We start from the raw sequence: 25,761 nt of genomic DNA on the forward strand, positions 1-25,761 counted from the left end.
CCCAGGAGGAATTCAGTGAGCATCACCAAGAAGATCACCGTCCTGGCCGTAGGACTGGGCATGGCCGGCGGCCTGGCCGCGTGCGGGTCGTCGTCCGACGGGGACGGCGCTGGGTCCGGCGGCTCCAAGACCGTGACCCTCGTCAGCCACAACTCGTGGGCCGTGTCGAAGGACGTCATCGCCGCCTTCGAGAAGAGCTCCGGCTACAAGGTCGAGGTCCTGGAGGACGGCGACGCCGGGCAGGCCGTCAACAAGGCCATCCTCACCAAGGACAACCCGCAGGGCGACGTCTTCTTCGGCGTCGACAACACGCTGCTGTCGCGGGCGCTGGACAACGGGCTGTTCCAGCCGCACGAGGCGAAGGGCCTCGACCAGGTCGACCCCGCGTACCGGACCGACACCGAGCACCGGGTCACGCCCGTCGACACCGGCGACATCTGCGTCAACTACCACAAGGCGTACTTCAGCGAGCACAAGCTGACCCCGCCGGACTCCTTCGACGACCTGATCAAGCCCGAGTACAAGGACCTGCTCGTCACCGAGAACGCGGCCGGTTCCTCCCCCGGCCTCGGCTTCCTGCTCGGCACCGCCGCCGAGTACGGCGACGAGGGCTGGCAGGACTACTGGAAGAAGCTCGAGGCCAACGGCGTCAAGGTCGTCGACAGCTGGGAGCAGGCGTACAACGAGGAGTTCTCCGGCTCGTCCGGCGGCAAGAAGGCCAAGGGCGACCGCCCGCTGGTCGTCTCCTACGCCTCCTCCCCGCCCGCCGAGGTGATCTACGCCGACCCGCAGCCGGCCACCGCGCCGACGGGTGTCGCCCAGGGCACCTGCTTCCGCCAGGTCGAGTACGCGGGCCTGCTGAGCAACGCCGGCAACCCCGAGGGCGGCAAGGCGCTCCTCGACTTCATGCTGAGCAAGCAGTTCCAGGAGGACCTGCCGCTCAACATGTTCGTGTATCCGGTGCGCAAGGACGCCGCGATCCCCGAGTCCTTCCGGAAGTTCGGGCCGCCGGCCGAGAAGCCCCGGACCATGGACCCGGCGAAGATCGCCGACAACCGCGACCAGTGGGTCAAGTCGTGGACCTCGCTCGTAGTGAGGTGAAGCGGGTGGAGCGGGTGAGGAGCGTGCGCGGGAGCGCGGCGCGGCTGGGTCTGATGGCCGTGCCCGTCGCGTTCTTCGCGGCCTTCTTCGCCTACCCCGTCGCCGCGATCGTCGCGCGCGGGCTGAAGGTCGACGGGGTCTGGCAGCTCGGGCGGGTCGGGGAGGTGCTCGGGCAGTCCGACGTCCGGCAGGTGCTGTGGTTCACCACCTGGCAGGCGCTGGCCTCCACCGCGCTCACCCTGCTGATCGCCCTGCCCGGCGCCTACGTCTTCGCCCGCCTCGATTTTCCCGGCAAACAGGTGCTGCGAGCCGTGGTGACCGTGCCGTTCGTGCTGCCGACGGTCGTCGTCGGCACGGCGTTCCTGGCGCTGGTCGGCCGCGGCGGGCTGCTCGACGAACTGTGGGGCCTGCGGCTGGACACCACCGTGTGGGCGATCCTGCTCGCGCACGTCTTCTTCAACTACGCCGTCGTCGTCCGCACCGTCGGCGGCCTCTGGGCGCAGCTCGACCCGCGCCAGGAGGAGGCCGCGCGGATGCTCGGCGCCTCCCGCCTCGCCGCCTGGCGGCAGGTGACGCTGCCCGCGCTCGCGCCCGCCGTGGCCGCCGCCGCGCTGATGGTGTTCCTGTTCACCTTCACCTCCTTCGGCGTCGTCCAGATCCTCGGCGGGCCCGCCTTCTCGACCCTGGAGGTGGAGATCTACCGGCAGACCTCCCAGGTCTTCGACCTGTCCACGGCCGCCGTACTGACGCTGGTCCAGTTCGTCGCGGTCGCCGCCGTCCTCGCCGTGCACGCCTGGACGGTACGGCGGCGGGAGACGGCGCTGCGGCTGGTGGACGCGGCCACGACCGCGCGCCGCCCGCGCGGCACCGGCCAGCGGATGCTGCTGGCCGGGGTCCTGGTCACCGTCGCCGGGCTGATCCTGCTGCCGCTCGCCGTACTGGTCCAGCGGTCGCTGGACGCACCCGGCTTCGGCTACTACCGGGCACTGACCCGCGCGGACGGCGGCGCCTTCCTGGTCCCGCCGATCGAGGCGGTCGGCAACTCCCTCCAGTACGCCGTCGCCGCCACCGCCATCGCCGTGGTGATCGGCGGACTGGCCGCCGCCGCGCTCACCCGGCGCGACGCGGGCCGCTTCGTGCGCGGCTTCGACGCCCTGCTGATGCTGCCGCTCGGGGTGTCCGCCGTGACCGTCGGCTTCGGCTTCCTGATCGCGCTGGACGAGCCTCCGCTGGACCTGCGCCAGTCCTGGATCCTGGTGCCGCTCGCGCAGGCGCTGGTCGGCGTCCCCTTCGTCGTACGGACCATGCTGCCGGTGCTGCGGGCGGTGGACGTACGGCTGCGGGAGGCGGCCTCCGTGCTCGGGGCGTCGCCGTGGCGGGTGTGGCGCGAGGTGGACCTGCCGATGGTGCGGCGGGCGCTGCTGGTCGCCGCCGGGTTCGCGTTCGCGGTGTCGCTCGGGGAGTTCGGGGCGACCGTGTTCATCGCGCGGCCCGACAACCCGACGCTGCCGGTGGCCGTGGCACGGCTGCTGGGGCGGCCCGGGGAGATGAACTACGGCCAGGCGATGGCCCTTTCGACGATTCTGATGCTGGTGTGCGCCGTGGCCCTGGTGGTGCTGGAGCGGCTGCGGACCGACCGGAGCGGGGAGTTCTAGACATGCCGCCGAGCCTGCCGACCAGCCTGCCGCCGAGCCTGCTGAGTCTCGAGGGCGCGACCGTCCGCTTCGGCGGGCGGGCCGTGCTCGACGCCGTCGACCTCGATGTCGCCGAGCACGAGGTGGTGTGCGTGCTCGGCCCCAGCGGCAGCGGCAAGTCGACCTTGCTGCGGGCGGTCGCCGGGCTCCAGCCGCTGGACGCCGGGCGGGTGACGCTGGACGGGCGGGACCAGTCCGGGGTGCCCGCGCACCGGCGCGAGGTCGGGCTGATGTTCCAGGACCACCAGCTGTTCCCGCAACGGGACGTGGCGGGAAACGTCGCCTTCGGACCCCGGATGCGGGGCGCGTCCCGGGCCGAACAGCACGAGCGCGTGGGGGAGTTGCTGGAGCTGGTCGGGCTGCCGGGCGCCGCCCGCCGGTCCGTCGCCGCGCTCTCCGGCGGCGAGCAGCAGCGGGTGGCGCTGGCCCGCGCCCTCGCGCCCCGGCCGCGGCTGCTGATGCTGGACGAGCCGCTGGGCCAGCTCGACCGCTCGCTGCGGGAGCGGCTCGTGGTGGAGCTGCGGGAGCTGTTCGGCCGGCTCGGCACCACCGTGCTGGCGGTGACGCACGACCAGGGCGAGGCGTTCGCGCTGGCCGACCGGGTCGTGGTGATGCGGGACGGGCGGATCGCCCAGTCGGGAACGCCGCTGGAGGTGTGGCAGCGGCCCGCCGACGCGTTCGTGGCCCGCTTCCTCGGCTTCGACAACGTGGTCGACGCGACCGTCGCCGGGCAGGCCGCGGACACCCCGTGGGGCAAGGTGCCGGTCCCCGACGACGCTCCGCAGGGCGCCCGTACCCTGCTCGTGAGGCCTGCCGGAGTGCGGCTGGTGGCCGCCGACGCGGGCCTGCGCTGCACGGTCACCGCCCGCACCTTCCGGGGCACCCACGTCGCCGTCCACCTCCAGCCCGAGGACGGCCCGCGCCTGGAGGCGGCCTGCGCGCTGCGGTCCGCGCCGGAGGTCGGGGACACGGTCGGGGTGGAGTTCGACCTGGCGGAAATCGTGGTGCTCGGGTGATGTCCCCGCTCGTAGGGTGACGGGCATGACACTCCTTGCGCATGATCGTTACTGCGACGAAATCGCCTGCCAGGTGGGGCGGTTGAGGGACGTCCTCACCTCCGGTGCCGATCCGGCCGCCACCGTGCCGACCTGCCCGGACTGGTCCCTGGAGGACCTGGTGCGGCACGTGGGCCGGGCCCTGCGGTGGTCCGGACTGATCGTCGGGACCCGCGCCGAGGAGGACGTCCCGGTGGACCGGGTGCCGGGTGCGGAGGGGCCCGGTGCGCGGGGGGACGTGGCCGCCCTGGACGCGTGGCTGGGGGAGTCCGGTGAGGTGGTCGTCGCCGCGCTGCGGGAGGCGGGCCCGGACGCGCACGCGTGGTCGTGGGCCGGTGATCACACGGCGGGCTTCTGGGCGCGCCGGATGACGCACGAACTGGTCGTGCACGGGGCGGACGCGGCGCTCGCGGCGGGCCGGCGGTTCGAGGCGGTCGCCCCCGAGGTGGCGGCCGACGCCGTCGACGAGTGGCTGCAGATCGTGCAGTTCGTGCAGCGGGTGCTTCCGGACGGGCCGGCGAAGGAACTGCGGGCGGCGGGCTCCAGTATCCACCTGCACGCCACCGACACACCGGCCGAGCTGGACGCCGAGTGGTTCATCGAGCTGCCCGACGAGGGCGTCGCCTGGCGCCGCGGCCACGAGAGGGCGGACGTGGCGCTGCGCGGCCCGCTCACGGACGTGCTGCTCGCCTTCTACCGGCGGCTGCCGCTGGACACCCCCGGGCTGGAGGTCCTCGGCGACCGGAAGCTACTGGAGTTCTGGCTGGAGAAGGCGACGTTCGGGTGATCCGGGGGAGCTGACACGGCGGTGGCCCGCCCCCGGCCGGGGACGGGCCACTGATCTCGCGTACCGGCGTACGGTCCGCCGGTCCCGCGGCGCGTCAGCCCTTGCTGCTCGCTCCGCGGCGGCGCAGGCCGAAGAAGACCGCGCCGCCGCCGATGAGGACCAGGGCCGCCGCGATGCCGGCGATGACGCCGGTGTTGGAGTTCGCGCCGGTCTCGGCGAGGTTGGACTCGCCGGCCGCCGGGGACGGGGCGTTGCTCGGCACGGCCGCCGGAGCGGTGCTCTCGCTCTGTGCCGGAGCCGGGGCCGAGGTGGAGGGCGCCGGAGCCGGCGTCTCCGTCCCGTCGGACGGGGTGTCGGTCGGGGTGGGGGAGTTCTCCGACGGGGTCGGGGACGGCGTTTCCTCCGTCTCGCAGGCGGTCGCCGGGGTCACGAGGTTCGGCTTGATGTCCTCGTCGACGTACTTGTCGGCCTTGACGTGGACGCGATACTCGGCGTTCGGCTGCCAGTCCTCGGTGAAGGAGATGGTGGTGCCTTCGCGCGAGCCCTTGACCACCTGCTCGCCGACCTTCTTCGCGTCGGCGCCGTTGTTCTGCAGGTACACGGTGACGGTGGCGGGGATGCCGGCGGGGTCCACGTCGGTGACGGTGATGACGCCCTTGCCGCCCTCGCACGCGGCGGCGGCGGAGAACTCGCTGATGTCGCAGGCGAGAGCGTTGCCGGCGGCGCCGATCGCCAGGGCCACCGAAGCGGAGGCCACACCGAGGGCGCGAACGCTGCGGCGCGATGCCGTACGGCTGATTATGGACAGGACTGCCACGTTTGTCCTTTACGGAAGCGCGGATGCGGGGGGTGGAGAGGGTGCTGACGCCCGATGTCGCGGCCTCAGCACACCCACGAGCCTCACTGGTCTATAAGCGGGCCGTAAGAAGTGTCAACGCGTATGCCCGTCAAGGGTGTTGGCTTTGCCGTCTTATTAACCGCCGAGACGTTTCAGCGCCTCGGGAGCCTCCTCGATCCGGTCCACCAGCGCGATCTTCGACTCCATCGTCCGCCCGTCGGCGAGCGAGGTCAGCAGCGGCCACGCCGGCAGCTTCTCCGTCCAGTGCGCCCGGTCCACCAGCACCATCGGCGTCGGCTCGCCGCGCGACTCGTAGTAGTTCGGCGTCGCGTTGTCGAAGACCTCCTGTACGGTTCCGGCGGCGCCCGGCAGGAAGACCACGCCCGCGTTCGAGCGGGCCAGCAGGCCGTCCTCGCGAGTGGCGTTGGCGAAGTACTTGGCGATGTGGGCCGCGAAGGCGTTGGGCGGCTCGTGGCCGTAGAACCAGGTCGGGATGCCGACCGAGGCACCGCCCCCGGGCCAGCGTTCGCGCACCTCGAACGCGGACCGCGCCCAGTCGGCGATGGACGGCGTGAAGGAGGCGACCTCGGAGAGGAGCAGCAGGGCGTCCTCCAGCATCCCGTCGTCGAACGGGGCCGCGTACGCGCCGAGGTTGGCCGCCTCCATCGCCCCCGGGCCGCCCCCGGTGGCCACCGTGAAGCCGGCGCGGGCCAGTTCGCGGCCCAGGCGCGCGGCGCCCGCGTACGCGCTGGTGCCGCGCGCCATGGCGTGGCCGCCCATGACGCCCACCACCCGGGCTCCGGCGAGGAGTTCGTCGACCGCGTCGGAGACGGCGTCGTCGTGGATCGCGCGCAGCATGGAGGCGAACACGTCGCCGTCCGCCTTGGTCCGCTGGAACCACTCGTAGGCGCGGGCGTCCGGGGTCGCGTCGTAGCCCTCGTCGAGGGAGGCGTACAACTCCACCGGGGAGTAGACGTGCGCCCGGTAGGGCTCGAAGGGCAGGCCCGGTATGGGCGGGAAGACCAGGGCGCCCGCGGCGGCCACCCGGGCGGCGGCCTCGGGGGCCATCGGGCAGCCGAGGAAGACGGCGCCCGCGGGGTCCGCGGACATCAGGGCGTCCGTACGGTCCGTCAGGTCGACGGCCTGGACGCGGTAGTGGGCGAGCGTGCCGTGTGCCGAGACGACCTTGTCGAACTCGGCGAGGCTCTCGATCTCCCGGTCGTGCGAGGCGTGGTGGGACTGGAAGTCGGGCTGGGCGGGTGTCGTCGAATCCACCCGCCCATGCTAGGCGTGCGCTCGGCTCAGCCCTCGACCGCCGCCGGGTCCATCCAGACGACCTCGAAGGTGTGGCCGTCGACGTCGTCGAAGGCGCGGCCGTACATGAAGCCGTGGTCCTGGGTCTCGCCGGAGACCGAGCCGCCGGCCGCGACCGCCTTGTCGACCAGCTCGTCGACCTTCGCGCGGCTCTCGGCGCTCAGCGCGATCAGCACCTCGCTGGACTTCGTCGAGTCCACGATGTCCTTCTTCGTGAACTGGCGGTACTTCTCCGGCGTGTGCACCATCACGACGATGGTCTCGCTGATCGGGATCGACGCGGTGGTGTCGTCGCTGAACTGGGCGTTGATCTCGTAGCCGAGCCCGGTGAAGAACTTCTTCGAGGCGTCGAGGTCGTTGGTGGCCAGGTTCACGAAGATCATCTGCTGGTACATGGGGGCCTCTCCCGTCGGTGTCCTGCTGTCGTCGTGCCGTTCGAGAGGTTAGACGCGGGGAGCGCGCCGAACTCATCGCCGGATCGGAGATTTCTTCGAAGAATTTCCGTGCCGGTCAGGAGCCCGGGCGGCGTGCCGCCGCCGGCCGTCAGCGGGCCAGCGGCAGCGACGCCAACTGGGCGACGATCAGGGTCAGCGGGCCGAACAGGGCCAGCAGGGCGCCGGCGCGTACGGCCGCCGCGGCGCGCAGGGTCGCCGGGGGCGCGCCCAGCCGGAGCAGGGCGTCGGTCGTGTCGGTGCGGTCGTGTTTGGCCTCTACGGCGGCGGTGAGGAGGGTGGCCACCGCGCAGCCGGCCACGACGAGGGCGCCGAGGGTGCTCAGCGGGCCGAAGTCCGGTCCGTCCGCGTCGTACAGCGCGGCGGCCGCGTAGGCGGCGGAGGCCACGGAGCAGACGACGCCGAGGGGGCGGCCGATACGGTGCGACTCCTCCATGAGGACCCGGCCGGCGAGCAGGCGCAGGGCGCCGGGGCGGACCGCCTGGAGCAGACGGCCGCAGAGGTGGGTGAGGCCGGGGCCGGCGAGGGCGAGGCCCAGGGCGGTGAGGGCCCAGCCGGCGAGGACGGCCGCGGAGGGGGTGGTCGAGGGGGTGGCCGTGTCTCCGGCGTAGGTCTCCACGGCGAGGCCGGCGGTGAGTACGGCGATGCCCCAGGGGAGGGTGGTGGTGTGGGGGCGGGGGGTGGCCGTGGGGTCGGGCACGGCGTCGGGCGTCGCCGGGGTGCCGTCCGCAGTGGCTGGGGGTGGGGTGTCACTGGCCTGCGTGAGCAGGGTGCCGCCCCCGCCCACCGGTGCCGCCCCGGCGGCACGACCGTCCGCAAGCTGGGCCGATGCCGATGCCGATGCCGATGCCGATGCGGAGGCCGATGCGGAGGCCGATGATGCCGGCGCCAGCCGGGCGCCGTAGCGGCCGTACGTGCCGAAGGTCTCGCGGGCCGCGCCCCAGCCGTACGCCCCGAAGCGGCCGTAGCGGCGCGAGCCGGCGGAGGGAGCGGGGCGGGGGGCGCGGGGCCGGAGGTTCAGGGCCACGGCGGCCGAGGCGGCGGCCGGTACCAGCGTCAGCAGGGTCACCACCGCGGGGGCGGGAAGGCGCTGGCCGAGAGCCAGGGCCTCGGTCATGGCGCCGTCGGCGGGCGCGCCCGTCAGGTCGCCGCGCAGCTGGAGGAAGACGAGCAGCGCCGCCACCGAGCCGAGCGCCGCGGACAGGGCCGTGGTCGTCGCCGAGACCGCCATCAGCCGGCCGGGGCCCAGGCCGATGGCGGACAGCCCCGGGCGCGGCCGGGTGCCGGGGTCGGTGCGGGCCACGGCGACGGCGAGGTACACCGTGGCGGCCAGCGGCGCCGCGCACCAGGCCAGGCGGAGGGCGGAGGCGCCGGGCGCCTCCGGGTGGGTCAGCGCGTGGCCGAGGGCGCACAGCAGCAGGAAGCCCGTGCCCGCCGACGCCACCGCGACCAGCAGGCGGCGCAGTTGGACGGCGAGGCGGGCGGCGCGGGTCAGGCGGAGAGCGAGCACGCCGCCCGGCCTTCCGTTCCGGAGGTGCCGGACGTTCCGCCGGCGGCCACCGCGGCCTCCGCGACCGGCGGCAGATGCACGGTCCGCACCCGCCGTCCGTCCAGCAGCGCCACCGTGCGGTCCGCGAGGGCCGCGGTCCGCGCGTCGTGCGTGGCGAGCAGGACGGTGATGCCGTGCGAGCGGGCCGCCGTGGTCAGCGTGCGCAGGACGTGCGCGCGGTCGGCGCGGTGCAGCGGCGCGGTGGGCTCGTCGGCGAACAGCACCGCGGGGGCGACGGCGAGCGCGCGGGCGATGCACACGCGCTGCCGTTCGGCGTGCTGGAGTTCGTGCGGTCGCCGACGGGCCGTCGCGCCGCCGACGTCGAGACGGTCCAGCCACTCCATGGCGGCGGTCTTGGCCCGGCGCCGCCCGGTGCCGCGCAGCATGAGGGGCAGGGCGGCGTTCTCCCATGCGCTGAGCTCCGGGACGAGCACCGGGGCGGGGTCGATCCAGCCGAAGCGGTCACGGCGCAGTCGCTCCCGCTTGAGCGGGCCCATGCCGTGCACCGGCGCACCGTTGAACCAGACCTCGCCCTCCTGGGGCCGGACCATGCCGGACAGGCACCGCAGCAGCGTGGTCTTCCCGCTGCCGCGCGGGCCGCTCACGGCGAGGATCTCGCCCTCGCGGACGCCGACCGACACTCCTTGCAGCGCGGGGGAGCCGTCCCGGTGCTGGAAGTGCAGGGCACGGGCCCAGAGCACGTGGTTGTCCGGCGGAGCCTCCATGGGCGTACACCTCGGTTCTGATCCGTGTTTCCCCGTTCGCGTCCCCCGTACGGGCGAGGGAAGGCGGGGCCGATCGGTCACTGGGCACCGTAGGCAGCCGCCGGAGGGAGGCCGGACAGCACGCGGCCCCGGGCCGCCGTTTCTCACTCGAACGGGCGGCACCGGGGCCGGGACGATCATCCGAAAGGAAGACCTCGAGGCCGTGACGGCCTGGGGTCAGAGCTTCGTCCACGCCTCCGTCAGCGTCGCGCGAAGGATCTGCTCGATCTCGTCGAAGGTCTCCTGGTTGGAGATCAGCGGCGGGGCGAGCTGGATGACCGGGTCACCGCGGTCGTCGGCACGGCAGTACAGACCGTTCTCGAAGAGCTTCTTGGAGAGGAAGCCGTACAGGACGCGCTCGGTCTCCTCGTCGGTGAAGGACTCCTTGGTGTTCTTGTCCTTGACCAGCTCGATGCCGTAGAAGAAGCCGTTGCCGCGGACGTCGCCGACGATCGGCAGGTCGAGGAGCTTCTCCAGCGTCGCGCGGAAGTTGCCCTCGTTGTCGAGGACGTGCTGGTTGAGGCCCTCGCGCTCGAACAGGTCGAGGTTGGCGATGCCGACCGCGGCGGAGACCGGGTGGCCGCCGAAGGTGTAGCCGTGCAGGAAGGTGTTGTCACCCTGGTAGAACGGCTCGGCCAGACGGTCGGAGATGATGCAGGCGCCGATCGGGGAGTAGCCCGAGGTCATGCCCTTGGCGCAGGTGATCATGTCCGGGACGTAGCCGAACTTGTCGCAGGCGAAGGTCGTGCCCAGGCGGCCGAAGGCGCAGATGACCTCGTCCGAGACGAGCAGCACGTCGTACTGGTCGCAGATCTCGCGCACCCGCTGGAAGTAGCCGGGCGGGGGCGGGAAGCAGCCGCCGGCGTTCTGCACCGGCTCCAGGAAGACGGCCGCGACCGTCTCCGGGCCCTCGAAGAGGATCTGCTGCTCGATCTGGTCGGCGGCCCAGCGGCCGAAGGCCTCGGGGTCGTCGCCGTGGAGCGGGGCGCGGTAGATGTTGGTGTTCGGCACCTTGTGCGCGCCCGGGACGAGCGGCTCGAACGGCGCCTTCAGGGCGGGCAGGCCGGTGATGGACAGGGCGCCCTGCGGGGTGCCGTGGTAGGCCACCGCGCGGGAGATGACCTTGTACTTGGTCGGCTTGCCGGTCAGCTTGAAGTACTGCTTGGCCAGCTTCCAGGCGGTCTCGACCGCCTCGCCGCCGCCGGTGGTGAAGAAGACCTTGTTGAGGTCGCCGGGGGCCTCGTTCGCGAGGCGCTCGGCCAGCTCGACGGCCTTCGGGTGGGCGTAGGACCACACCGGGAAGAAGGCGAGCTCCTGCGCCTGCTTCGAGGCGGTCTCGGCCAGCTCCTGGCGGCCGTGACCGGCCTGGACCACGAAGAGGCCGGCGAGACCGTCGAGGTAGCGCTTGCCCTTGTCGTCGTAGATGTGGGTGCCCTCACCGCGGACGATGGTGGGGACGGGGGCGTTCTCGTACGACGACATGCGGGTGAAGTGCATCCACAGGTGGTCGTAGGCGGTCCTGCTGAGGTCCTTGGTGTCGGTGCTCACGATTATCGGGTTCCCCACATATAGGTCTGCTTCTTGAGCTTGAGGTAGACGAAGCTCTCGGTGGAGCGCACTCCGGGGACGGCCCGGATGCGTTTGTTGATGACGTCCAGCAGGTGGTCGTCGTCCTCGCAGACGACTTCCACCATCAGGTCGAAGGAGCCCGCTGTCATCACCACGTACTCGCATTCGGACATGGCCGTCAGCGCGTCGGCGACGGACTCCACGTCGCCCTCGACGTTGACACCGACCATCGCCTGCCGGCGGAAGCCCACGGTGAGCGGGTCCGTGACGGCGACGATCTGCATCACGCCCTGGTCGAGCAGCTTCTGGACGCGCTGGCGCACGGCCGCCTCCGACAGGCCCACGGCCTTGCCGATGGCGGCGTACGGCCTGCGGCCGTCCTCCTGGAGCTGCTCGATGATGGCGAGGGAGACGGCGTCCAACTGGGGACCGCCGTTCCTGGACTCGCGGGAGTCCCTCTGGTCTGCGCTTCGACTGGCCACGGCTTCACTGTGCACGACGTATCGACAGTTTCGCAAGCCCGAATCGATGAAATTCGTTGTCTGAGACGTCAGAGTCGACGGATTTCGCAACATGGAGGCGACCGGGGGTGTTGAAAACGTGGGGTCTCCGTCTAGGGTGGGTGTCTCAGTGTTTGGACACGCGCGACAGCGCCGAGGTCCGAACCCGAGAGATCCGAAGTAGACACCGAACTTGGAGGGCCGGCAGTGAGCACCGAGCTGCGTCGTCTGCGCAACTACATCGACGGTGAGTTCCGGGACGCCGCCGACGGACGGACCACGGAGGTGGTCAACCCCGCCACGGGCGAGGCCTACGCGACCGCCCCCCTCTCCGGGCAGGCGGACGTGGGCGCCGCCATGGCGGCCGCCGCCGCGGCCTTCCCCGCCTGGCGGGACCTGGTCCCGGCCGAGCGGCAGAAGGCCCTGCTGAAGATCGCGGACGCGTTCGAGGAGCGGGCCGAGGAGCTGATCGCGGCCGAGGTGGAGAACACGGGCAAGCCCATCGGGCTCACCCGCTCCGAGGAGATCCCGCCGATGGTCGACCAGATCCGCTTCTTCGCGGGTGCGGCCCGGATGCTCGAGGGGCGCGCCGCCGGTGAGTACATGGAGGGCCTGACCTCCATGATCCGCCGTGAGCCGATCGGCGTCTGCGCGCAGGTCGCGCCGTGGAACTACCCGATGATGATGGCCGTGTGGAAGTTCGCCCCGGCCCTCGCCGCGGGCAACACGGTCGTCCTCAAGCCGTCCGACACCACCCCCGCCTCGACCGCCCTGATGGCCGACATCATCGGCTCGATCGTGCCCAAGGGCGTCTTCAACGTCGTCTGCGGCGACCGCGACACCGGCCGTCTGATGGTCGAGCACGAGACCCCGGCGATGGCCTCCATCACCGGCTCCGTGCGGGCCGGCATGTCGGTCGCCGAGTCGGCGTCCAAGGACCTCAAGCGGGTCCACCTGGAGCTGGGCGGCAAGGCGCCGGTCGTCGTCTTCGAGGACACCGACATCCCCAAGGCCGTCGAGGGCATCTCGGAGGCGGGCTACTTCAACGCCGGCCAGGACTGCACCGCGGCCACCCGCGTGCTGGTCCACGAGTCGATCCACGACGAGTTCGTGAGCGCGCTCGCGAAGGCCGCGTCCGAGATCAAGACCGGTCAGCCGGACGACGAGGACGTCATGTACGGCCCGCTCAACAACCCGAACCAGCTCAAGCAGGTCTCCGGGTTCATCGAGCGGCTGCCCGCCCACGCCAAGGTCGAGGCGGGCGGCCACCGGGTCGGCGACAAGGGCTACTTCTACGCCCCGACCGTCGTCTCGGGCCTCAAGCAGGACGACGAGATCATCCAGAACGAGGTCTTCGGCCCCGTCATCACCGTCCAGTCCTTCCGCGACGAGGACCAGGCGGTCGAGTGGGCCAACGGCGTCGAGTACGCCCTGGCCTCCTCGGTGTGGACCAAGGACCACGGCCGCGCCATGCGGATGTCCAAGCGGCTGGACTTCGGCTGCGTGTGGATCAACACCCACATCCCGCTGGTCGCCGAGATGCCGCACGGCGGCTTCAAGAAGTCCGGCTACGGCAAGGACCTGTCGGGCTACGGCTTCGAGGACTACACCCGGATCAAGCACGTGATGACGTCGCTGGACGCGTGACGGACCCGGTTCCACGTGTGCGGCCCCGGACGGGAGCCCCCGTCCGGGGCCGCGCCGCGTGAAGCGTGAACTCGCCCCGGTCGACAGGGTGTCGGGCCTGTACGGGCCCGCTCGACGCAGCGTCGATTGTCCCGGTGGGCGCGGGCGGGGGATCCTTCGTGCCATGCCCCCGCTCCCCGAGACGCCCTCGCTGTCCCGTCGTACCCTGCTGCGCGGCCTGGGCGGTTCCGCCGCGCTCGGCGCCCTGGCCGGCTGCGGTGTGCCTGCCGCGTACGTCGCCCCGGGCGACCGCGCCGCCCCCGACCGGTCCGCCACGGATCCACGGCTGACCTGGGCGAACTGGCCGCTGTACATCGACACCGACGACGCGCACCCGAGCCGGCGGCCCACGCTGGAGGCGTTCGAGCACGAGACGGGTATCTCCGTCGAGTACGTCGAGGAGATCAACGACAACGACGAGTTCTTCGGCAAGATCAGCCCCTCCCTGATGAACCACCGGCCCACCGATCGCGACCTGATCGTCATCAGCGACTGGATGTGCGGCCGGTTCGTCCGGCTCGGCTGGGTGCAGGAGATGGATGGCTCCCGCCGGCCGAACGTCACCGAGTACCTGGACCCGCTGCTGCGTTCGCCCGCCTTCGACCCCGGGCGGAAGTTCACCGTGCCCTGGCAGTCCGGTATCACCGGCATCGCCTACAACCGCCGCCGGCTCGGCCGGGAGATCCGGCACGTCTCCGACCTGTGGGCGGACGACCTCAAGGGCCGGGTGACCCTGCTCTCCGGCATGGACGAGGCGTTCGCGCTGCTGATGCAGGGCGACGGCGTCGACATCACCGACTGGACGGCGGACGACTTCCACGCGATGTGCGACCGGGTGGAGGAGCAGGTGGGCAGGGGCCAGATCCGCCGCTTCACCGGCAACGACTACATCAAGGACCTCGCCGGCGGTGACGTCCTGGCCTGCCAGGCCTACTCCGGTGACGTGGTCCAGCTCCAGGCGGACGACCCGGACATCGAGTTCGTCGTCCCCGAGGAGGGCGCCGAGCTGTGGTCGGAGTCCCTGATGATCCCCAACCTGGCCCGCCACAAGGCCAACGCGGAGCGGCTGATCGACTTCTACTACCGGCCGGAGGTCGCCGCCGAGCTGGCCGCGTGGGTCAACTACGTCTGCCCCGTCCCCGCCGCCCGGGACGTGCTCGCCTCCTCCGACGACGCGGAGACCGCCGCCCTGGCCGAGGACCCGCTGATCTTCCCGGACGCGGCGATGCGCGAACGGCTCGCCGTCGCCCGGGACATCGCGGCGGGGGAGAGGACGGAGTTCGCGAAGCGGTGGAACGGCATCGTGGGCGTGTAGCAGACTGACCGGTAGGGTGAATTCACCCGGCGATGAAAAGGTCGGTGCGGCGGTCACGCTCTGGCCGCCGACCGCCTGGGCGCTGCACGACGCCGAGGAACTGGCGACCGTGCCGGGCTGGTGGCGGCGCGAGATGCCCGCCCTGCGCGAGCGGTTCCCCACCGTGCCGGAGGCCGTGTGGCGGCGGGCCGGTTCGGTCGACGGGCGGGAGTTCGCGGTGGCGGTCGGGGCCATGGCCGCGGTCGTGGCCGCGCGTCCGCCGCGGGACGGCTCACCGGCGGCCGGTCGGCCACGTACCAGGCGGCGCTGAACGCCTTCGGTCTGCACGGCCTGGTCCACCTCGCCCAGGCGGCACTGGTGCGCGGCTGCACGCCCGGGTCCGCGACCTCGCCCCTCGTCGTCGTCCCGTTCACGCTCTGGGCCCGCCACCGGCTGCGCCGCGCCGGTGTCCTGCGCGCCACGCGCCCGCGCGACCTCGCCGTGGGGCTCGGCTTCGCGGGCGCGGCGACGGCCGGGGCGCACGCGGTGGCGCGGCGGCTGACGGGGGCTACTTCAGCGCGGCCGAGGTGATCGCGTCGAGGACCGGGTTCCGCTCCGCGCTCTTGGCGTCCGTGGCGTTGACCGAGAGGACGAGGGTGCGGCTCAGGTCGCGGGTACCGCCGATGAGGGCGCTGTATCCGTAGCGGGACCCCGACTTGCCCCAGAAGACCTTGCCGTCGACTTCCTGGTACTCCAGCCCCGCGCTGCGCCGCGCGCCCGGGACACCCGCCGGGGTCGTGAACATCTCCTCCAGCTCGGGCTGCGGCACGATCCTTCCCCGGAACAGCTCGGTGAGCAGCTTCTCCAGGTCGGCGGTGGTGGAGATCATGTCGCCGGCCGCCCAGCGGTCCGCCTGGTTCCACTCGGTCACATCGACCAGCTTCGTCGTGCCGTCCGGCTGCTCCACCGCCTGGTAGCCCCGATTGTGCGGGCCCCGGATGCGGGGGTCCGTGCCCGGGAAGTACGTGTGGTGCATGCCGGCCGGGCGCAGGACCAGGCGCGTGGCGACGGAGGCGTACGAGTGCCCCGTGACCTTCTCGATCAGCAGGCCGAGGACCGTGTAGTTGATGTTCCGGTACTGCTGCCGCGTCCCCGGGGTGAAGTCCTCCGGTCCCTTGGCGATCGCCGACGCCGCGACCCGCTGCGGGGTGAGGGTCTCGAAGCGGTGTGCGTACACCTCCGCGAAGTCGTCACCGAGGCCGTCGCCCGGCTTGATGCCGCTGGTGTGGTTCAGCGGTTGGCGCACGCTGATCGGCTGCTCGAACTCCGATGTGAACAGGTCGGGTAGGTAACCCTGGACCGGCGCGTCCAGATCGATCTCGTCCTGTGCCGCGAGCCGCAGGACGGTGGCGGCGGTGACGACCTTCGTGACCGAGCCGGCCCGGAAGCGGGCGTCGGGGCGGGCCGGCCGGTCACCGGCCAGGTCGCGCACGCCCGCGCTGCCGTGCCAGTGGCCGTCGGGGGTGCCGACCCGCACGAGGGCGGCGGTGGCGTGCTGGTTCGGGAGCCCGGCGAGGGCGGCGCGCAGGGCCGCTTCGTTCGGCCCGTCCTGGTCGGCGGATCTGGATGCCGTGGCGAGCGGCGCGGCGAACGCCGGGGCCGCCAACGGTCCGGCGGCCAGGGCGAGGACCACGGAGGCGGCGAGAACGGAGTGGGTACGGGCACGCATCGACTGCTCCAGGGGTGACGGCGGTTGCGGCGGAAGGATCGTCGATCATCCTTGTGCGCCGCGCGCCCTGGCGGATCGTCGGTGAGTAGGGCTCCCGCCCCGTAGTCGACCTCGGGGAACTCCTCTGAGCGGGACGGGAGTTGTCCGGGGTCATCCCTTACGGGACCGGGCGGCTCCGTTGCCGTCGCGCAGCGCGCACAGCGTGTCGATGCGGTTGGTGGTGATCGAGTCGACGCCCAGCGCGATCAGCCGGCGCATGGAGCGCCGGGTGTCCGGGGTCCACACCGACAGCAGGCAGCCGTCGCCGTGGACCCGCTCGGCCAAGGCCCTGTCCACCAGCCCGAACCGGTAGTTGAGCCACTTCGGCCGCACCGCCGCCAGCAGCGCCGGCCGGGGCGGTGCCGCCGTCGTCCAGGTCATGGCGATCTCGGCGGCGGGGTCGGCGGCGCGCACCGCGAGCATGGCCGCGGGGCCGGCCGTGTAGTACACGCGGTCCCGGGCGCCGCACTCGCGGACCACGTCCACGATGCGCCGCACCGCCCGCTCGCCCGGCCCGCCCGGCAGGTCCAGCATCAGCCGGCTGCCGTCGGTCGCGGCCAGGGCCTCGGCCAGCGTGGGCACCCTGCCCGCCGTCAACCCGCGCACCTCGTCGGCCGACAGGGACCGCAGCGGCCGGTCGTGCTGCCACAGGCGCTTCAGCGTCTCGTCGTGCAGCAGCACGGGAACGCCGTCCCGGGTGAGGCGTACGTCGGTCTCGACCGCGTCCGCGCCCCGGTCGAGCGCGGAACGCAGCGAGACGAGCGTGTTCTCGCGGTACCGGTACGGGTCGCCGCGGTGGGCCACGGCGGTCACGTCGCGTACGGGGCTCATCGCGGCGCCCGCCTCAGGACGCGAGCCAGGCGGCGGTGTACGCGTCGATCTCGTCCCTGATCCGCGCTTTGCCCGGCGCGTCCAGGAACGAGGCGTCCACCGCGTTCTTCGCCAGGTCGGCGAGGCCGCGCTCGTCGAGGTCGAGGAGCCGGGCGGCGACGGCGTACTCGTTGTTGAGGTCGGTGCCGAACATCGGGGGGTCGTCGGAGTTGATCGTCACCAGCACCCCGGCACGTGTGAACTCCTTGATGGGGTGCTCGTCCAGGGTGCGCACCGCGCGGGTGGCGATGTTGGAGGTCGGGCACACCTCCAGGGGGATGCGGTGCTCGGCGAGGTGGGCCAGCAGCTTCGGGTCCTGGGCGGAGCTGGTGCCGTGCCCGATGCGCTCGGCGCGCAGGTCGGTGAGGGCGTCCCACACGGTCTGCGGGCCGGTGGTCTCGCCGGCGTGCGGCACCGAGTGCAGTCCGGCGGCGATCGCGCGGTCGAAGTACGGCTTGAACTGCGGCCGGGCCACCCCGATCTCGGGTCCGCCGAGCCCGAAGGAGACCAGGCCCTCGGGGCGGAGCCGGTCGTCGGTGGCGAGCCGCGTCGTCTCCTCGGCGGACTCCAGACCGGCCTCGCCGGGGATGTCGAAGCACCAGCGCAGTACGGTCCCGAACTCGGACTCCGCCGCCTTGCGGGCGTCCTCGATCGCGTCCATGAAGGCGCCCTCGTCGATGCCGCGCCGGGTGGAGGAGAACGGGGTGATGGTCAGCTCGGCGTACCGCACCTGCTGCCGGGCCATGTCCCTGGCCACCTCGTAGGTCAGCAGCCGGACGTCCTCCGGGGTGCGGATCAGGTCGACGACGGACAGGTACACGTCGATGAAGTGCGCGAAGTCCGTGAAGGTGAAGTAGTCGACCAGGGCCTCGGGGTCGGTGGGGACCTTGGAGTCGGGGTGGCGCGCGGCCAGTTCCGAGACGATGCGCGGGGAGGCGGAGCCGACGTGGTGGACGTGCAGTTCGGCCTTGGGCAGTCCGGCGATGAAGGCGTGCAGGTCGCGCGGGACGGCGGGGTCGACGAGGTGCTCGGTCAAGGGTTCCTCCCCGGAACGGCGTCCCCGGGCCGCGCGGCGGCGGGACGCGGGTGATCGGCTGATCGGTGCTTCGGGGATCATCGTAGGCCGGTCTCACGCCGGACGGACATGGCCCGTAGCATGGCGGGCACGATCGACCCAGGGGGACGGAAATGACGGACGCGACACGGCCGGGCGGGGACTCCAACGGCGCCCAGGACCCCTGGGCTCCCCCGGAGAGCAGGCCGTCGCTGGACAAGGACCGTGACGCCGCGCCGGGAGTGCCGCAGCAGCCGGCTCCGCCCGCCGCCGGTGGCGTGCCGCCCTGGCAGCAGCAGCCGCCCGCGCAGCCGCCGTCGGTGCACAACCAGGCCACGGTCGCCTCGATGCCCGCCGCCGGTTTCCCCCCGCCGGAGGCGGCGGTGCCGCCTCCGCCCATCGCGCCCGGCGGCCCCGGTGTCCAGGGCGGATACGGCTACCCCGCCTACCCCCAGGGCGGCTACGGCTGGGGCGGCGCCCCGCTGCCCCCGCAGAACGGCATGGGCACCGCGGCGATGGTGCTCGGCATCCTGGCCTGCTGCATGTTCTGCGCGTACGGCATCGTCTCGCTGGTGCTCGGCATCCTCGCCGTGGTCTTCGGCGTCAAGGGACGCCGCAAGGCCGAGCGCGGCGAGGCCAACAACCACGGGCAGGCCCAGGCCGGCTTCATCATGGGCATCATCGGCATCGTGCTCGGCATCGCCGTGATGGCCCTGATCGCGACGGCGATCATCACCGCGATCAACGAGGACTCGGAGTACGAGGACCCCTACTACGGCGCCCCGCGCCCGGCGGCGGTCTCCGTGGCGGCGCAGGCGCAGAGCTGAGCGGCTGAGCAGCCGAGCAGAGGCGGCTGGCGCCCGCGCGGTCCGTTCCGCGGGTGTCAGCCGCCTTCGCGCAACCGCTCCCGCGCCCTCATCAGCGCGAACCCCAGCAGATTCGGCCCCCGCCACCGCGCCGGGTCGGTCGCCGCCTCGTCGTCCGCGGCCAGGCCGATGCCCCACACCCGGTCCACCGGGCTCGCCTCGACCAGCACCCGGTCGCCCGTGTTCACCAGGAACCCGCGCAGCGCGGGGTCCGAGGCGAACTTGCGGACGCTGCCCTCGACGACGATCGAGAAGCGCTCCCGCTCCCACACCGCCTCGTCGAAGCCGCGCACCAGCCGCCCCGCCTTCTTGGCCTCGGCGGGATGCTCCGCGGCCAGCACCCGGCGCTCCGCCTCCGCGTCCCCGAAGAGCCGGGCCTTGCCCGCCATCATCCAGTGCTCCGCGGTCGCGTACTCCACCCCGGACACGGTGAAGGGCGACGGCCACCACTGGCTCAGACAGCTCGGGCCGATCAGGCCGTCGGGGCGCGGCCGGTGCCCCCAGAAGCAGAGGTACTTGATCCTCGCGCCCGCCCGGACCCTCTCGACCAGGGCTTCCCTGCTGTCGATGATCTCCACGGCCCCCGTGCCCCTCTCCTTCGCCCCGTGGTCCTTCGCCCCCGTGGTCCTTCCATGCACGCGAGTCTGGCACGCACCACTGACACTCCGTCCGTCCTTTTCCGTGGCGACTCGACACCTGGTCGACAGATTCCGTCGCGTAACCAAATGGCAACAACGGAATCACTTGTTGGAGGTCTAGTGCTCTGTCAGGATCGGCACTCACATCGAGCCTGAGCCACGCCGGCCCCTGTCACGGGGAGACCGAGGAGAGCCGACATGCACAACCCGGGCAACGACACCCCGGACCGATTCCCGGCCCAGGACCGCTTCGCGGGCGGGGCCCAGTACATCGCGGGCCGTCTGACGAAGGGCACCTCCGGGCGCACGCACACCGTCGTCGACCCGGCGACCGGCGAGGAGGTCCTGACCTACGAACTCGCCGGTCCCGACGACGTCGACGCGGCCGTCGCCGCCGCGCGGGAGGCGTTCCCCGGCTGGGCCGGCGCCACCCCGGGCGAGCGCTCCGACGCCCTGCACCGGTTCGCCGCCGTCCTCGCCGAGCGTGCCGAGGACTTCGCCCGCGCGGAGTCGCTCCAGTGCGGCAAGCCCCTGAAGCTGACCCGCGAGTTCGACGTGCCGGGCACGGTCGACAACGCGGCGTTCTTCGCCGGCGCCGCCCGGCACCTCCAGGGGCAGTCGGCGGGGGAGTACTCCGGCGACCACACCTCGTACGTGCGCCGCGAGCCGATCGGCGTCGTCGGGTCCATCGCGCCCTGGAACTACCCCCTCCAGATGGCCGCCTGGAAGATCCTCCCGGCGATCGCCGCGGGCAACACCATCGTGCTGAAGCCCGCCGAGATCACCCCGCTGACCTCCCTGATGTTCGCGCAGGCGGCGACCGAGGCCGGCATCCCCGACGGTGTGATCAACATCGTCAGCGGGACCGGGCGGGAGGCCGGTGAGCACCTCGTCGGCCACCCGGACGTCGCCATGACCTCCTTCACCGGCTCCACCGCCGTCGGCAAGCGCGTCGCCGAGGTCGCCACCGCCACCGTCAAGCGCCTGCACCTGGAACTCGGCGGCAAGGCGCCCTTCCTCGTCTTCGACGACGCCGACCTCGACGCCGCCGTCAACGGAGCCGTGGCGGGCGCCCTCATCAACACCGGCCAGGACTGCACGGCCGCCACGCGCGCGTACGTACAGCGGCCCCTCTACGAGGCGTTCGTCGAGAAGACCGCCGCCCTCATGGACACCGTCCGCGTCGGTGACCCCTTCGCTCCCGGCACCGACCTCGGACCACTGGTCAGCCACGTCCAGCGGGACCGCGTCGCCGGCTTCGTCGACCGGGCCCGCTCCTACGCGCGCGTGGTGTGCGGCGGCGAGGCACCGCAGGGCGACCTGAAGGACGGCGCCTACTACCGGCCCACCCTCATCGCCGACGCCGCGCAGGACAGCGAGGCCGTTCAGTCCGAGATCTTCGGGCCGGTCCTGGTCGTCCTGCCCTTCGACACCGACGACGAGGGCATCCGGCTGGCCAACGACACCCCGTACGGGCTCGCCGCCTCCGCCTGGAGCCGGGACGTGTACCGGGCGAACCGCGCCACCCGCGAGATCAAGGCGGGCTGCGTGTGGATCAACGACCACATCCCGATCATCAGCGAGATGCCGCACGGCGGATACAAGGCGTCCGGCTTCGGCAAGGACATGTCCGCCTACTCCTTCGAGGAGTACACGCAGGTCAAGCACGTCATGTTCGACAACACCGCGGTGGCGGCCAAGGACTGGCACCGCACCGTCTTCGGGGACCGATAGTCACGACGAGAGGCCGCCGACCACGGCCGAGACACCCGAAAGGGCAACCACGCGCATGGAGCAGTACGAGCCCGACCGCCTGTCCCCGGCCCGAGCGGCCGCCATGCGGCGCAGTTTCACCAGCGGCAGGGCCGCCCTCACCCGCCGCTCACTGCTGCGCGCCTCCGCGGGCGGCGCGCTCGCGGTCGGCGGCCTCGGCACACTGAGCGCCTGCGGCATCCCGCCGGCCGGCAAGACCGAGGGCGGCGTGTCGTCCGACGACCGGTCCAAGAAGGAGAAGGTAGTCGACTTCTCCAACTGGACCGAGTACATGGACGTCGACGAGAGCGGCCGGCGCCACCCCACGCTGGAGGCGTTCACGAAGCGCACCGGCGTCAAGGTCAAGTACACCGAGGACATCAACGACAACGGCGAGTTCTTCGGCAAGATCCAGCCGCAGCTCTCCGCCGGCCAGGAGACCGGGCGCGACATCATCGTGCTCACCGACTGGCTCGCCGCCCGCCTGATCCGCCTCGGCTGGGTCCAGAAGCTGGACCCGGCCAACCTGCCGCACGCCTTCGCCAACCTGTCACCCCAGTTCCGCAACCCCGACTGGGACCCGGGCCGCGCCTACTCGTACCCCTGGCAGGGCATCTCGACCGTCATCGCCTACAACAAGAAGGCGCTGGACGGCGTCGAGGTGAAGACGGTCTCCGACCTGCTCGACAACCCCAAGCTCAAGGGGCGCGTCGGCTTCCTCACCGAGATGCGCGACACCGTCGGCATGGTGTTGCTCGACATGGGCAAGGACCCGGCCCGCTTCTCCGACGACGACTACGACGCGGCCATCGCCCGGCTCCAGAAGGGCGTCGACAGCGGCCAGATACGCCGCTTCACCGGCAACGACTACACCGCCGACATCAGCAAGGGCGACTTCGCGGCCTGCCTGGCCTGGGCCGGGGACGTCGTCCAGCTCAAGGCGGACAACCCGGACGTCGACTTCGTCATCCCGGACAGCGGGTACATCACGTCCAGCGACAACATGCTGGTCCCCAACAAGGCGCGCCACAAGACGAACGCCGAGCGGCTCATGGACTACTACTACGAGCCGGGGCCGGCCGCGCAGCTCGCCGCCTACATCAACTTCGTCTGTCCCGTGGACGGGGTGAAGGACGAGCTTGCGAAGATCGACGAGGACGCGGCGAACAACCCGCTGATCATTCCCGACAAGGCCATGCAGGACCGGTCCCGTGCCTTCCGCTCACTGAGCCCGAAGGAAGAGACGGCCTACGAAGAGAAGTTCGCGAAGCTCACTGGGGCGTGACGACGATGACGACGACGCAGACGCGCACAGACGCGACGGAGCACGGCGGCGACGTCCGCCTCTCCGGCATCAGCAAGACCTACGGCTCCTTCACCGCCGTGCACCCGCTCGACCTGACCGTGCCCCAGGGCTCCTTCTTCGCCCTGCTCGGCGCCTCCGGCTGCGGCAAGACCACCACCCTGCGCATGATCGCCGGACTGGAGGAGCCCAGCGGCGGCACCGTCCACCTCGGCGACCAGGACGTGACCGCGCTGCCGCCGTACAAACGGCCGGTCAACACGGTCTTCCAGTCCTACGCCCTCTTCCCGCACCTCGACATCTTCGAGAACGTCGCCTTCGGCCTGCGCCGGCGCGGCATCAAGAGCGTGAAGAAGCAGGTCGGGGAGATGCTCGACCTCGTCCAGCTCGGCGAGCAGGCCCGCAAGAAGCCGCACCAGCTCTCCGGCGGCCAGCAGCAGCGCGTCGCGGTCGCCCGCGCCCTGATCAACCACCCCAAGGTGCTGCTCCTCGACGAACCGCTCGGCGCCCTCGACCTCAAGCTGCGCCGCCAGATGCAGCTGGAGCTCAAGCGCATCCAGACCGAGGTCGGCATCACCTTCGTGCACGTCACGCACGACCAGGAGGAGGCCATGACCATGGCCGACCAGGTCGCCGTGATGAACGGGGGCCGGGTGGAGCAAATGGGCGCCCCCGCCGACCTCTACGAGAACCCGCGGACCACCTTCGTCGCCAACTTCCTGGGCACCTCCAACCTCATCGAGGCCGAGGTCGACACCCGCAGCGGCGACGAGGTCGTGGTGAAGGCGGCCGGCGACAAGCTGGTCCTGCCCGGCGCACGCTGCTCCGCGCCGGCCCGGGCGGGCGGCAAGGTCCTGGTCGGAGTGCGCCCGGAGAAGATCGGCATCACCCACGCCGACGAGGCCGGCACCATCCCCGAGGGCCGCAACCGCGTCACCGGCAAGATCTCCAACACCAGTTTCATCGGCGTCTCCACGCAGTACGTCGTGGACTGCGCGGCCTGCCCCGAGTTCGAGGTGTACGCCCAGAACATCGACCGCGACGCCCGCCTCGCCCCCGGCGCCGACGTCGTCCTGCACTGGAACCCGGCGCACACCTTCGGCCTCGACGCCGCCCAGGACATCGACGCGGGAGTCGCCGAGGGGGAGACCGCCTGATGTCCACCCTCACCGAGGCGCCACCACCGCTCTCCCCGCCCGCGCCGGAGCACAAGCCCCCGCGCAAGAGGGGCCGCTGGACGCCGTACTGGCTGCTGCTGCCCGGCATCCTGTGGCTCGTCGTCTTCTTCGCGGCGCCGATGATCTACCAGGCCTCCACGTCCGTGCAGACGGGCTCGCTGGAGGAGGGCTACAAGGTCACCTGGCACTTCGTCACCTACTGGGACGCGGTGTCCGAGTACTGGCCGCAGTTCCTGCGCTCGGTCGCCTACGCCGCCTCCGCGACCGTGCTGTGCCTGCTGCTCGGCTATCCGCTCGCCTACCTGATCGCCTTCCGCGCGGGGCGCTGGCGGAACCTGATCATGATCCTCGTGATCGCGCCGTTCTTCACCAGCTTCCTGATCCGCACCCTGGCCTGGAAGACGATCCTCGCGGACGGCGGCCCGGTCGTCGGCGTCCTGAACACGCTGCACGTCCTGGACGTCACCAGCTGGCTCGGCTGGACGGCCGGCGACCGGGTGCTGGCCACGCCGCTCGCGGTGGTCTGCGGCCTGACGTACAACTTCCTGCCGTTCATGATCCTGCCGCTGTACACGTCGCTGGAGCGCATCGACGGCCGGCTGCACGAGGCCGCGGGCGACCTGTACGCCAAGCCGTCCACGGTCTTCCGCAAGGTCACCTTCCCGCTCTCGATGCCCGGCGTCGTCTCCGGGACGCTGCTGACCTTCATCCCGGCGACCGGCGACTACGTCAACGCGTCCCTGCTGGGCTCGGCGGACACCGGAATGATCGGAAACGTGATCCAGTCGCAGTTCCTGCGCGTGCTGGACTATCCGACGGCGGCGGCGCTCTCCTTCGTCCTGATGGCCGCGATCCTCGCCATGGTCACCTTCTACATCCGCAAGTCGGGGACGGAGGATCTGGTCTAAATGGCCTTCGTCAACTGGTTCAAGCGCAATCTGGTAGTGATCGCCGGGCTGCTGACGCTCGCTTATCTCCTGCTGCCCAATGTCATCGTGACGGTTTTCTCGTTCAACAAACCCAACGGGCGCTTCAACTACGAATGGCAGCAGTTCTCCACGGACGCCTGGAAGGACCCGTGCGGCGTCTCCGGACTGTGCGGTTCCCTGTCGCTCAGTCTCCAGATCGCCTTCTGGGCGACGCTGGGCGCCACCGCACTCGGCACGGCGATCGCCTTCGCGCTGGTCCGTTACCGGTTCCGGGCACGCGGTGCGATCAACTCGCTGATCTTCCTGCCGATGGCGATGCCCGAGGTCGTGATGGCCGCCTCGCTGCTCACCCTGTTCCTCAACATGGGTGCCCAGCTCGGCTTCTGGACGGTCCTGATCGCCCACATCATGTTCTGCCTCAGCTTCGTCGTGACGGCGGTCAAGGCGCGCGTGATGTCGATGGACCCGAGGCTGGAGCAGGCGGCGCAGGACCTGTACGCCGGTCCCTTCCAGACCTTCGTCCGGGTCACGCTGCCCATCGCCGCCCCCGGGATCGCCGCCGGAGCGCTGCTCGCCTTCGCGCTCTCCTTCGACGATTTCATCATCACCAATTTCAACGCGGGCTCCACCGTCACCTTCCCCATGTTCGTCTGGGGATCGGCCCAGCGCGGAACGCCCGTCCAGATCAACGTCGTGGGTACGGCCATGTTCGTCATCGCCGTGCTGTTCGTCCTGGCCTCCATGGTCATCGGCAACCGCCGGAATCGCCGCAAGGCATAGTGCCTCGCGTACCGCATTCG

The 25,761-nt window shown here is 71.6% G+C and carries 23 protein-coding genes and 1 pseudogene; 13 read left to right on the top strand and 11 right to left on the bottom strand.

What is annotated here, in order from left to right; genetic code table 11:
• The first annotated feature begins 15 nt into the window (after positions 1 to 15).
• The 4 genes from ACLIN4_RS25600 to ACLIN4_RS25615 are packed head-to-tail and all read left to right on the top strand — an operon-like array spanning position 16 to position 4,637.
• A complete protein-coding gene (locus tag ACLIN4_RS25600; RefSeq protein ID WP_411576265.1) occupies positions 16 to 1,101 on the top strand; it encodes a thiamine ABC transporter substrate-binding protein in 1,086 nt (361 codons plus the stop codon).
• The gene (locus tag ACLIN4_RS25605; protein ID WP_179342289.1) at positions 1,077 to 2,756 is read left to right on the top strand and encodes an ABC transporter permease; all 1,680 of its coding nucleotides are present in this window, start codon (positions 1,077 to 1,079) and stop codon (positions 2,754 to 2,756) included. The genes ACLIN4_RS25600 and ACLIN4_RS25605 overlap by 25 nt, the downstream gene beginning before the upstream one ends.
• Positions 2,757 to 2,782: 26 nt before the next feature.
• On the top strand, positions 2,783 to 3,811 hold the full coding sequence (locus ACLIN4_RS25610) for an ABC transporter ATP-binding protein (protein ID WP_107476607.1): 1,029 nt from the start codon (positions 2,783 to 2,785) through the stop codon (positions 3,809 to 3,811).
• Between the two features lie 25 nt (positions 3,812 to 3,836).
• On the top strand, positions 3,837 to 4,637 hold the full coding sequence (locus tag ACLIN4_RS25615) for a maleylpyruvate isomerase family mycothiol-dependent enzyme (RefSeq protein WP_107476589.1): 801 nt from the start codon (positions 3,837 to 3,839) through the stop codon (positions 4,635 to 4,637).
• 94 nt (positions 4,638 to 4,731) lie between these two features.
• Here ACLIN4_RS25615 and ACLIN4_RS25620 read toward each other — a convergent pair whose 3' ends face one another.
• The 7 genes from ACLIN4_RS25620 to ACLIN4_RS25650 form a co-directional block, all read right to left on the bottom strand.
• Positions 4,732 to 5,454, bottom strand: a complete 723-nt coding sequence (locus ACLIN4_RS25620; protein ID WP_107476590.1) for an LAETG motif-containing sortase-dependent surface protein — start codon at positions 5,452 to 5,454, stop codon at positions 4,732 to 4,734.
• Between the two features lie 156 nt (positions 5,455 to 5,610).
• Positions 5,611 to 6,750 carry an LOG family protein gene (locus ACLIN4_RS25625; RefSeq protein ID WP_107476591.1) on the bottom strand — a complete coding sequence of 380 codons (1,140 nt, stop codon included), beginning with the start codon at positions 6,748 to 6,750 and terminating at the stop codon, positions 5,611 to 5,613.
• Between the two features lie 26 nt (positions 6,751 to 6,776).
• Complete coding sequence (locus tag ACLIN4_RS25630) at positions 6,777 to 7,184, bottom strand: VOC family protein (protein WP_107476592.1); 408 nt, start codon at positions 7,182 to 7,184, stop codon at positions 6,777 to 6,779.
• 148 nt (positions 7,185 to 7,332) lie between these two features.
• Positions 7,333 to 8,751 (bottom strand): hypothetical protein, encoded by a 1,419-nt coding sequence (locus ACLIN4_RS25635; protein WP_411576266.1) that lies wholly within the window; start codon positions 8,749 to 8,751, stop codon positions 7,333 to 7,335.
• On the bottom strand, positions 8,733 to 9,515 hold the full coding sequence (locus ACLIN4_RS25640; protein WP_107476594.1) for an ABC transporter ATP-binding protein: 783 nt from the start codon (positions 9,513 to 9,515) through the stop codon (positions 8,733 to 8,735). The genes ACLIN4_RS25635 and ACLIN4_RS25640 overlap by 19 nt, the downstream gene beginning before the upstream one ends.
• 216 nt (positions 9,516 to 9,731) lie before the next feature.
• Complete coding sequence (locus ACLIN4_RS25645) at positions 9,732 to 11,102, bottom strand: aspartate aminotransferase family protein (protein WP_107476595.1); 1,371 nt, start codon at positions 11,100 to 11,102, stop codon at positions 9,732 to 9,734.
• 2 nt (positions 11,103 to 11,104) lie between these two features.
• Positions 11,105 to 11,620, bottom strand: a complete 516-nt coding sequence (locus ACLIN4_RS25650; protein WP_100044578.1) for an Lrp/AsnC family transcriptional regulator — start codon at positions 11,618 to 11,620, stop codon at positions 11,105 to 11,107.
• Between the two features lie 210 nt (positions 11,621 to 11,830).
• Between ACLIN4_RS25650 and ACLIN4_RS25655 the strand changes: the two genes are divergently transcribed.
• The 3 genes and pseudogenes from ACLIN4_RS25655 to ACLIN4_RS25665 all read left to right on the top strand — a co-directional run bounded on the left by ACLIN4_RS25655 (position 11,831) and on the right by ACLIN4_RS25665 (position 15,194).
• Entirely contained in the window at positions 11,831 to 13,270 is a 1,440-nt protein-coding gene (locus tag ACLIN4_RS25655) for a gamma-aminobutyraldehyde dehydrogenase (protein WP_411576267.1), read from the top strand.
• Positions 13,271 to 13,433: 163 nt separating this feature from the next.
• Positions 13,434 to 14,624 carry an ABC transporter substrate-binding protein gene (locus ACLIN4_RS25660; protein ID WP_411576268.1) on the top strand — a complete coding sequence of 397 codons (1,191 nt, stop codon included), beginning with the start codon at positions 13,434 to 13,436 and terminating at the stop codon, positions 14,622 to 14,624.
• A 16-nt stretch (positions 14,625 to 14,640) separates the two neighbouring features.
• A pseudogene (locus ACLIN4_RS25665) lies at positions 14,641 to 15,194 on the top strand (HXXEE domain-containing protein).
• Here the strand turns inward: ACLIN4_RS25665 and ACLIN4_RS25670 are convergent.
• The 3 genes from ACLIN4_RS25670 to ACLIN4_RS25680 form a co-directional block, all read right to left on the bottom strand.
• The gene (locus tag ACLIN4_RS25670; RefSeq protein WP_411576269.1) at positions 15,172 to 16,332 is read right to left on the bottom strand and encodes a serine hydrolase domain-containing protein; all 1,161 of its coding nucleotides are present in this window, start codon (positions 16,330 to 16,332) and stop codon (positions 15,172 to 15,174) included. The pseudogene ACLIN4_RS25665 and the gene ACLIN4_RS25670 sit on opposite strands and share 23 nt — an antisense overlap.
• A 150-nt stretch (positions 16,333 to 16,482) precedes the next feature.
• Positions 16,483 to 17,202 (bottom strand): glycerophosphodiester phosphodiesterase, encoded by a 720-nt coding sequence (locus ACLIN4_RS25675; protein ID WP_289910198.1) that lies wholly within the window; start codon positions 17,200 to 17,202, stop codon positions 16,483 to 16,485.
• 13 nt (positions 17,203 to 17,215) lie between these two features.
• The gene (locus ACLIN4_RS25680) at positions 17,216 to 18,277 is read right to left on the bottom strand and encodes an adenosine deaminase (RefSeq protein ID WP_107476598.1); all 1,062 of its coding nucleotides are present in this window, start codon (positions 18,275 to 18,277) and stop codon (positions 17,216 to 17,218) included.
• A 152-nt stretch (positions 18,278 to 18,429) separates the two neighbouring features.
• Here ACLIN4_RS25680 and ACLIN4_RS25685 point away from each other — a divergent pair, with 152 nt between their 5' ends.
• A complete protein-coding gene (locus ACLIN4_RS25685) occupies positions 18,430 to 19,122 on the top strand; it encodes a DUF4190 domain-containing protein (protein ID WP_289910194.1) in 693 nt (230 codons plus the stop codon).
• 56 nt (positions 19,123 to 19,178) lie between these two features.
• Here ACLIN4_RS25685 and ACLIN4_RS25690 read toward each other — a convergent pair whose 3' ends face one another.
• Positions 19,179 to 19,739 (bottom strand): NADAR family protein, encoded by a 561-nt coding sequence (locus ACLIN4_RS25690; protein ID WP_257101464.1) that lies wholly within the window; start codon positions 19,737 to 19,739, stop codon positions 19,179 to 19,181.
• Positions 19,740 to 19,997: 258 nt separating this feature from the next.
• Between ACLIN4_RS25690 and ACLIN4_RS25695 the strand changes: the two genes are divergently transcribed.
• The 5 genes from ACLIN4_RS25695 to ACLIN4_RS25715 are packed head-to-tail and all read left to right on the top strand — an operon-like array spanning position 19,998 to position 25,741.
• Positions 19,998 to 21,533 carry a gamma-aminobutyraldehyde dehydrogenase gene (locus ACLIN4_RS25695; RefSeq protein WP_382024892.1) on the top strand — a complete coding sequence of 512 codons (1,536 nt, stop codon included), beginning with the start codon at positions 19,998 to 20,000 and terminating at the stop codon, positions 21,531 to 21,533.
• A gap of 55 nt (positions 21,534 to 21,588) precedes the next feature.
• A complete protein-coding gene (locus ACLIN4_RS25700) occupies positions 21,589 to 22,836 on the top strand; it encodes a polyamine ABC transporter substrate-binding protein (RefSeq protein WP_107476599.1) in 1,248 nt (415 codons plus the stop codon).
• Between the two features lie 5 nt (positions 22,837 to 22,841).
• Complete coding sequence (locus ACLIN4_RS25705; protein ID WP_107476609.1) at positions 22,842 to 24,011, top strand: ABC transporter ATP-binding protein; 1,170 nt, start codon at positions 22,842 to 22,844, stop codon at positions 24,009 to 24,011.
• Positions 24,011 to 24,940, top strand: a complete 930-nt coding sequence (locus tag ACLIN4_RS25710; RefSeq protein ID WP_107476600.1) for an ABC transporter permease — start codon at positions 24,011 to 24,013, stop codon at positions 24,938 to 24,940. The genes ACLIN4_RS25705 and ACLIN4_RS25710 overlap by 1 nt, the downstream gene beginning before the upstream one ends.
• Complete coding sequence (locus ACLIN4_RS25715) at positions 24,941 to 25,741, top strand: ABC transporter permease (protein ID WP_100044589.1); 801 nt, start codon at positions 24,941 to 24,943, stop codon at positions 25,739 to 25,741.
• Positions 25,742 to 25,761 lie beyond the last annotated feature (20 nt).

The sequence above is a fragment of the Streptomyces mutabilis genome (genome assembly GCF_046628145.1).
In the GTDB taxonomy this organism is placed as follows: domain Bacteria; phylum Actinomycetota; class Actinomycetes; order Streptomycetales; family Streptomycetaceae; genus Streptomyces; species Streptomyces mutabilis.

Excerpts from the sequence above, each read along its gene's own strand:
- ACLIN4_RS25715 (WP_100044589.1), top strand. The coding sequence starts at position 24,941 with ATGGCCTTCGTCAACTGGTTCAAGCGCAATCTGGTAGTGATCGCCGGG.
- ACLIN4_RS25640 (WP_107476594.1), bottom strand. The coding sequence starts at position 9,515 with ATGGAGGCTCCGCCGGACAACCACGTGCTCTGGGCCCGTGCCCTGCAC.
- ACLIN4_RS25700 (WP_107476599.1), top strand. The coding sequence starts at position 21,589 with ATGGAGCAGTACGAGCCCGACCGCCTGTCCCCGGCCCGAGCGGCCGCC.
- ACLIN4_RS25670 (WP_411576269.1), bottom strand. The coding sequence starts at position 16,332 with ATGCGTGCCCGTACCCACTCCGTTCTCGCCGCCTCCGTGGTCCTCGCC.
- ACLIN4_RS25710 (WP_107476600.1), top strand. The coding sequence starts at position 24,011 with ATGTCCACCCTCACCGAGGCGCCACCACCGCTCTCCCCGCCCGCGCCG.
- ACLIN4_RS25615 (WP_107476589.1), top strand. The coding sequence starts at position 3,837 with ATGACACTCCTTGCGCATGATCGTTACTGCGACGAAATCGCCTGCCAG.
- ACLIN4_RS25675 (WP_289910198.1), bottom strand. The coding sequence starts at position 17,202 with ATGAGCCCCGTACGCGACGTGACCGCCGTGGCCCACCGCGGCGACCCG.
- ACLIN4_RS25695 (WP_382024892.1), top strand. The coding sequence starts at position 19,998 with ATGCACAACCCGGGCAACGACACCCCGGACCGATTCCCGGCCCAGGAC.
- ACLIN4_RS25705 (WP_107476609.1), top strand. The coding sequence starts at position 22,842 with ATGACGACGACGCAGACGCGCACAGACGCGACGGAGCACGGCGGCGAC.
- ACLIN4_RS25630 (WP_107476592.1), bottom strand. The coding sequence starts at position 7,184 with ATGTACCAGCAGATGATCTTCGTGAACCTGGCCACCAACGACCTCGAC.
- ACLIN4_RS25685 (WP_289910194.1), top strand. The coding sequence starts at position 18,430 with ATGACGGACGCGACACGGCCGGGCGGGGACTCCAACGGCGCCCAGGAC.
- ACLIN4_RS25660 (WP_411576268.1), top strand. The coding sequence starts at position 13,434 with ATGCCCCCGCTCCCCGAGACGCCCTCGCTGTCCCGTCGTACCCTGCTG.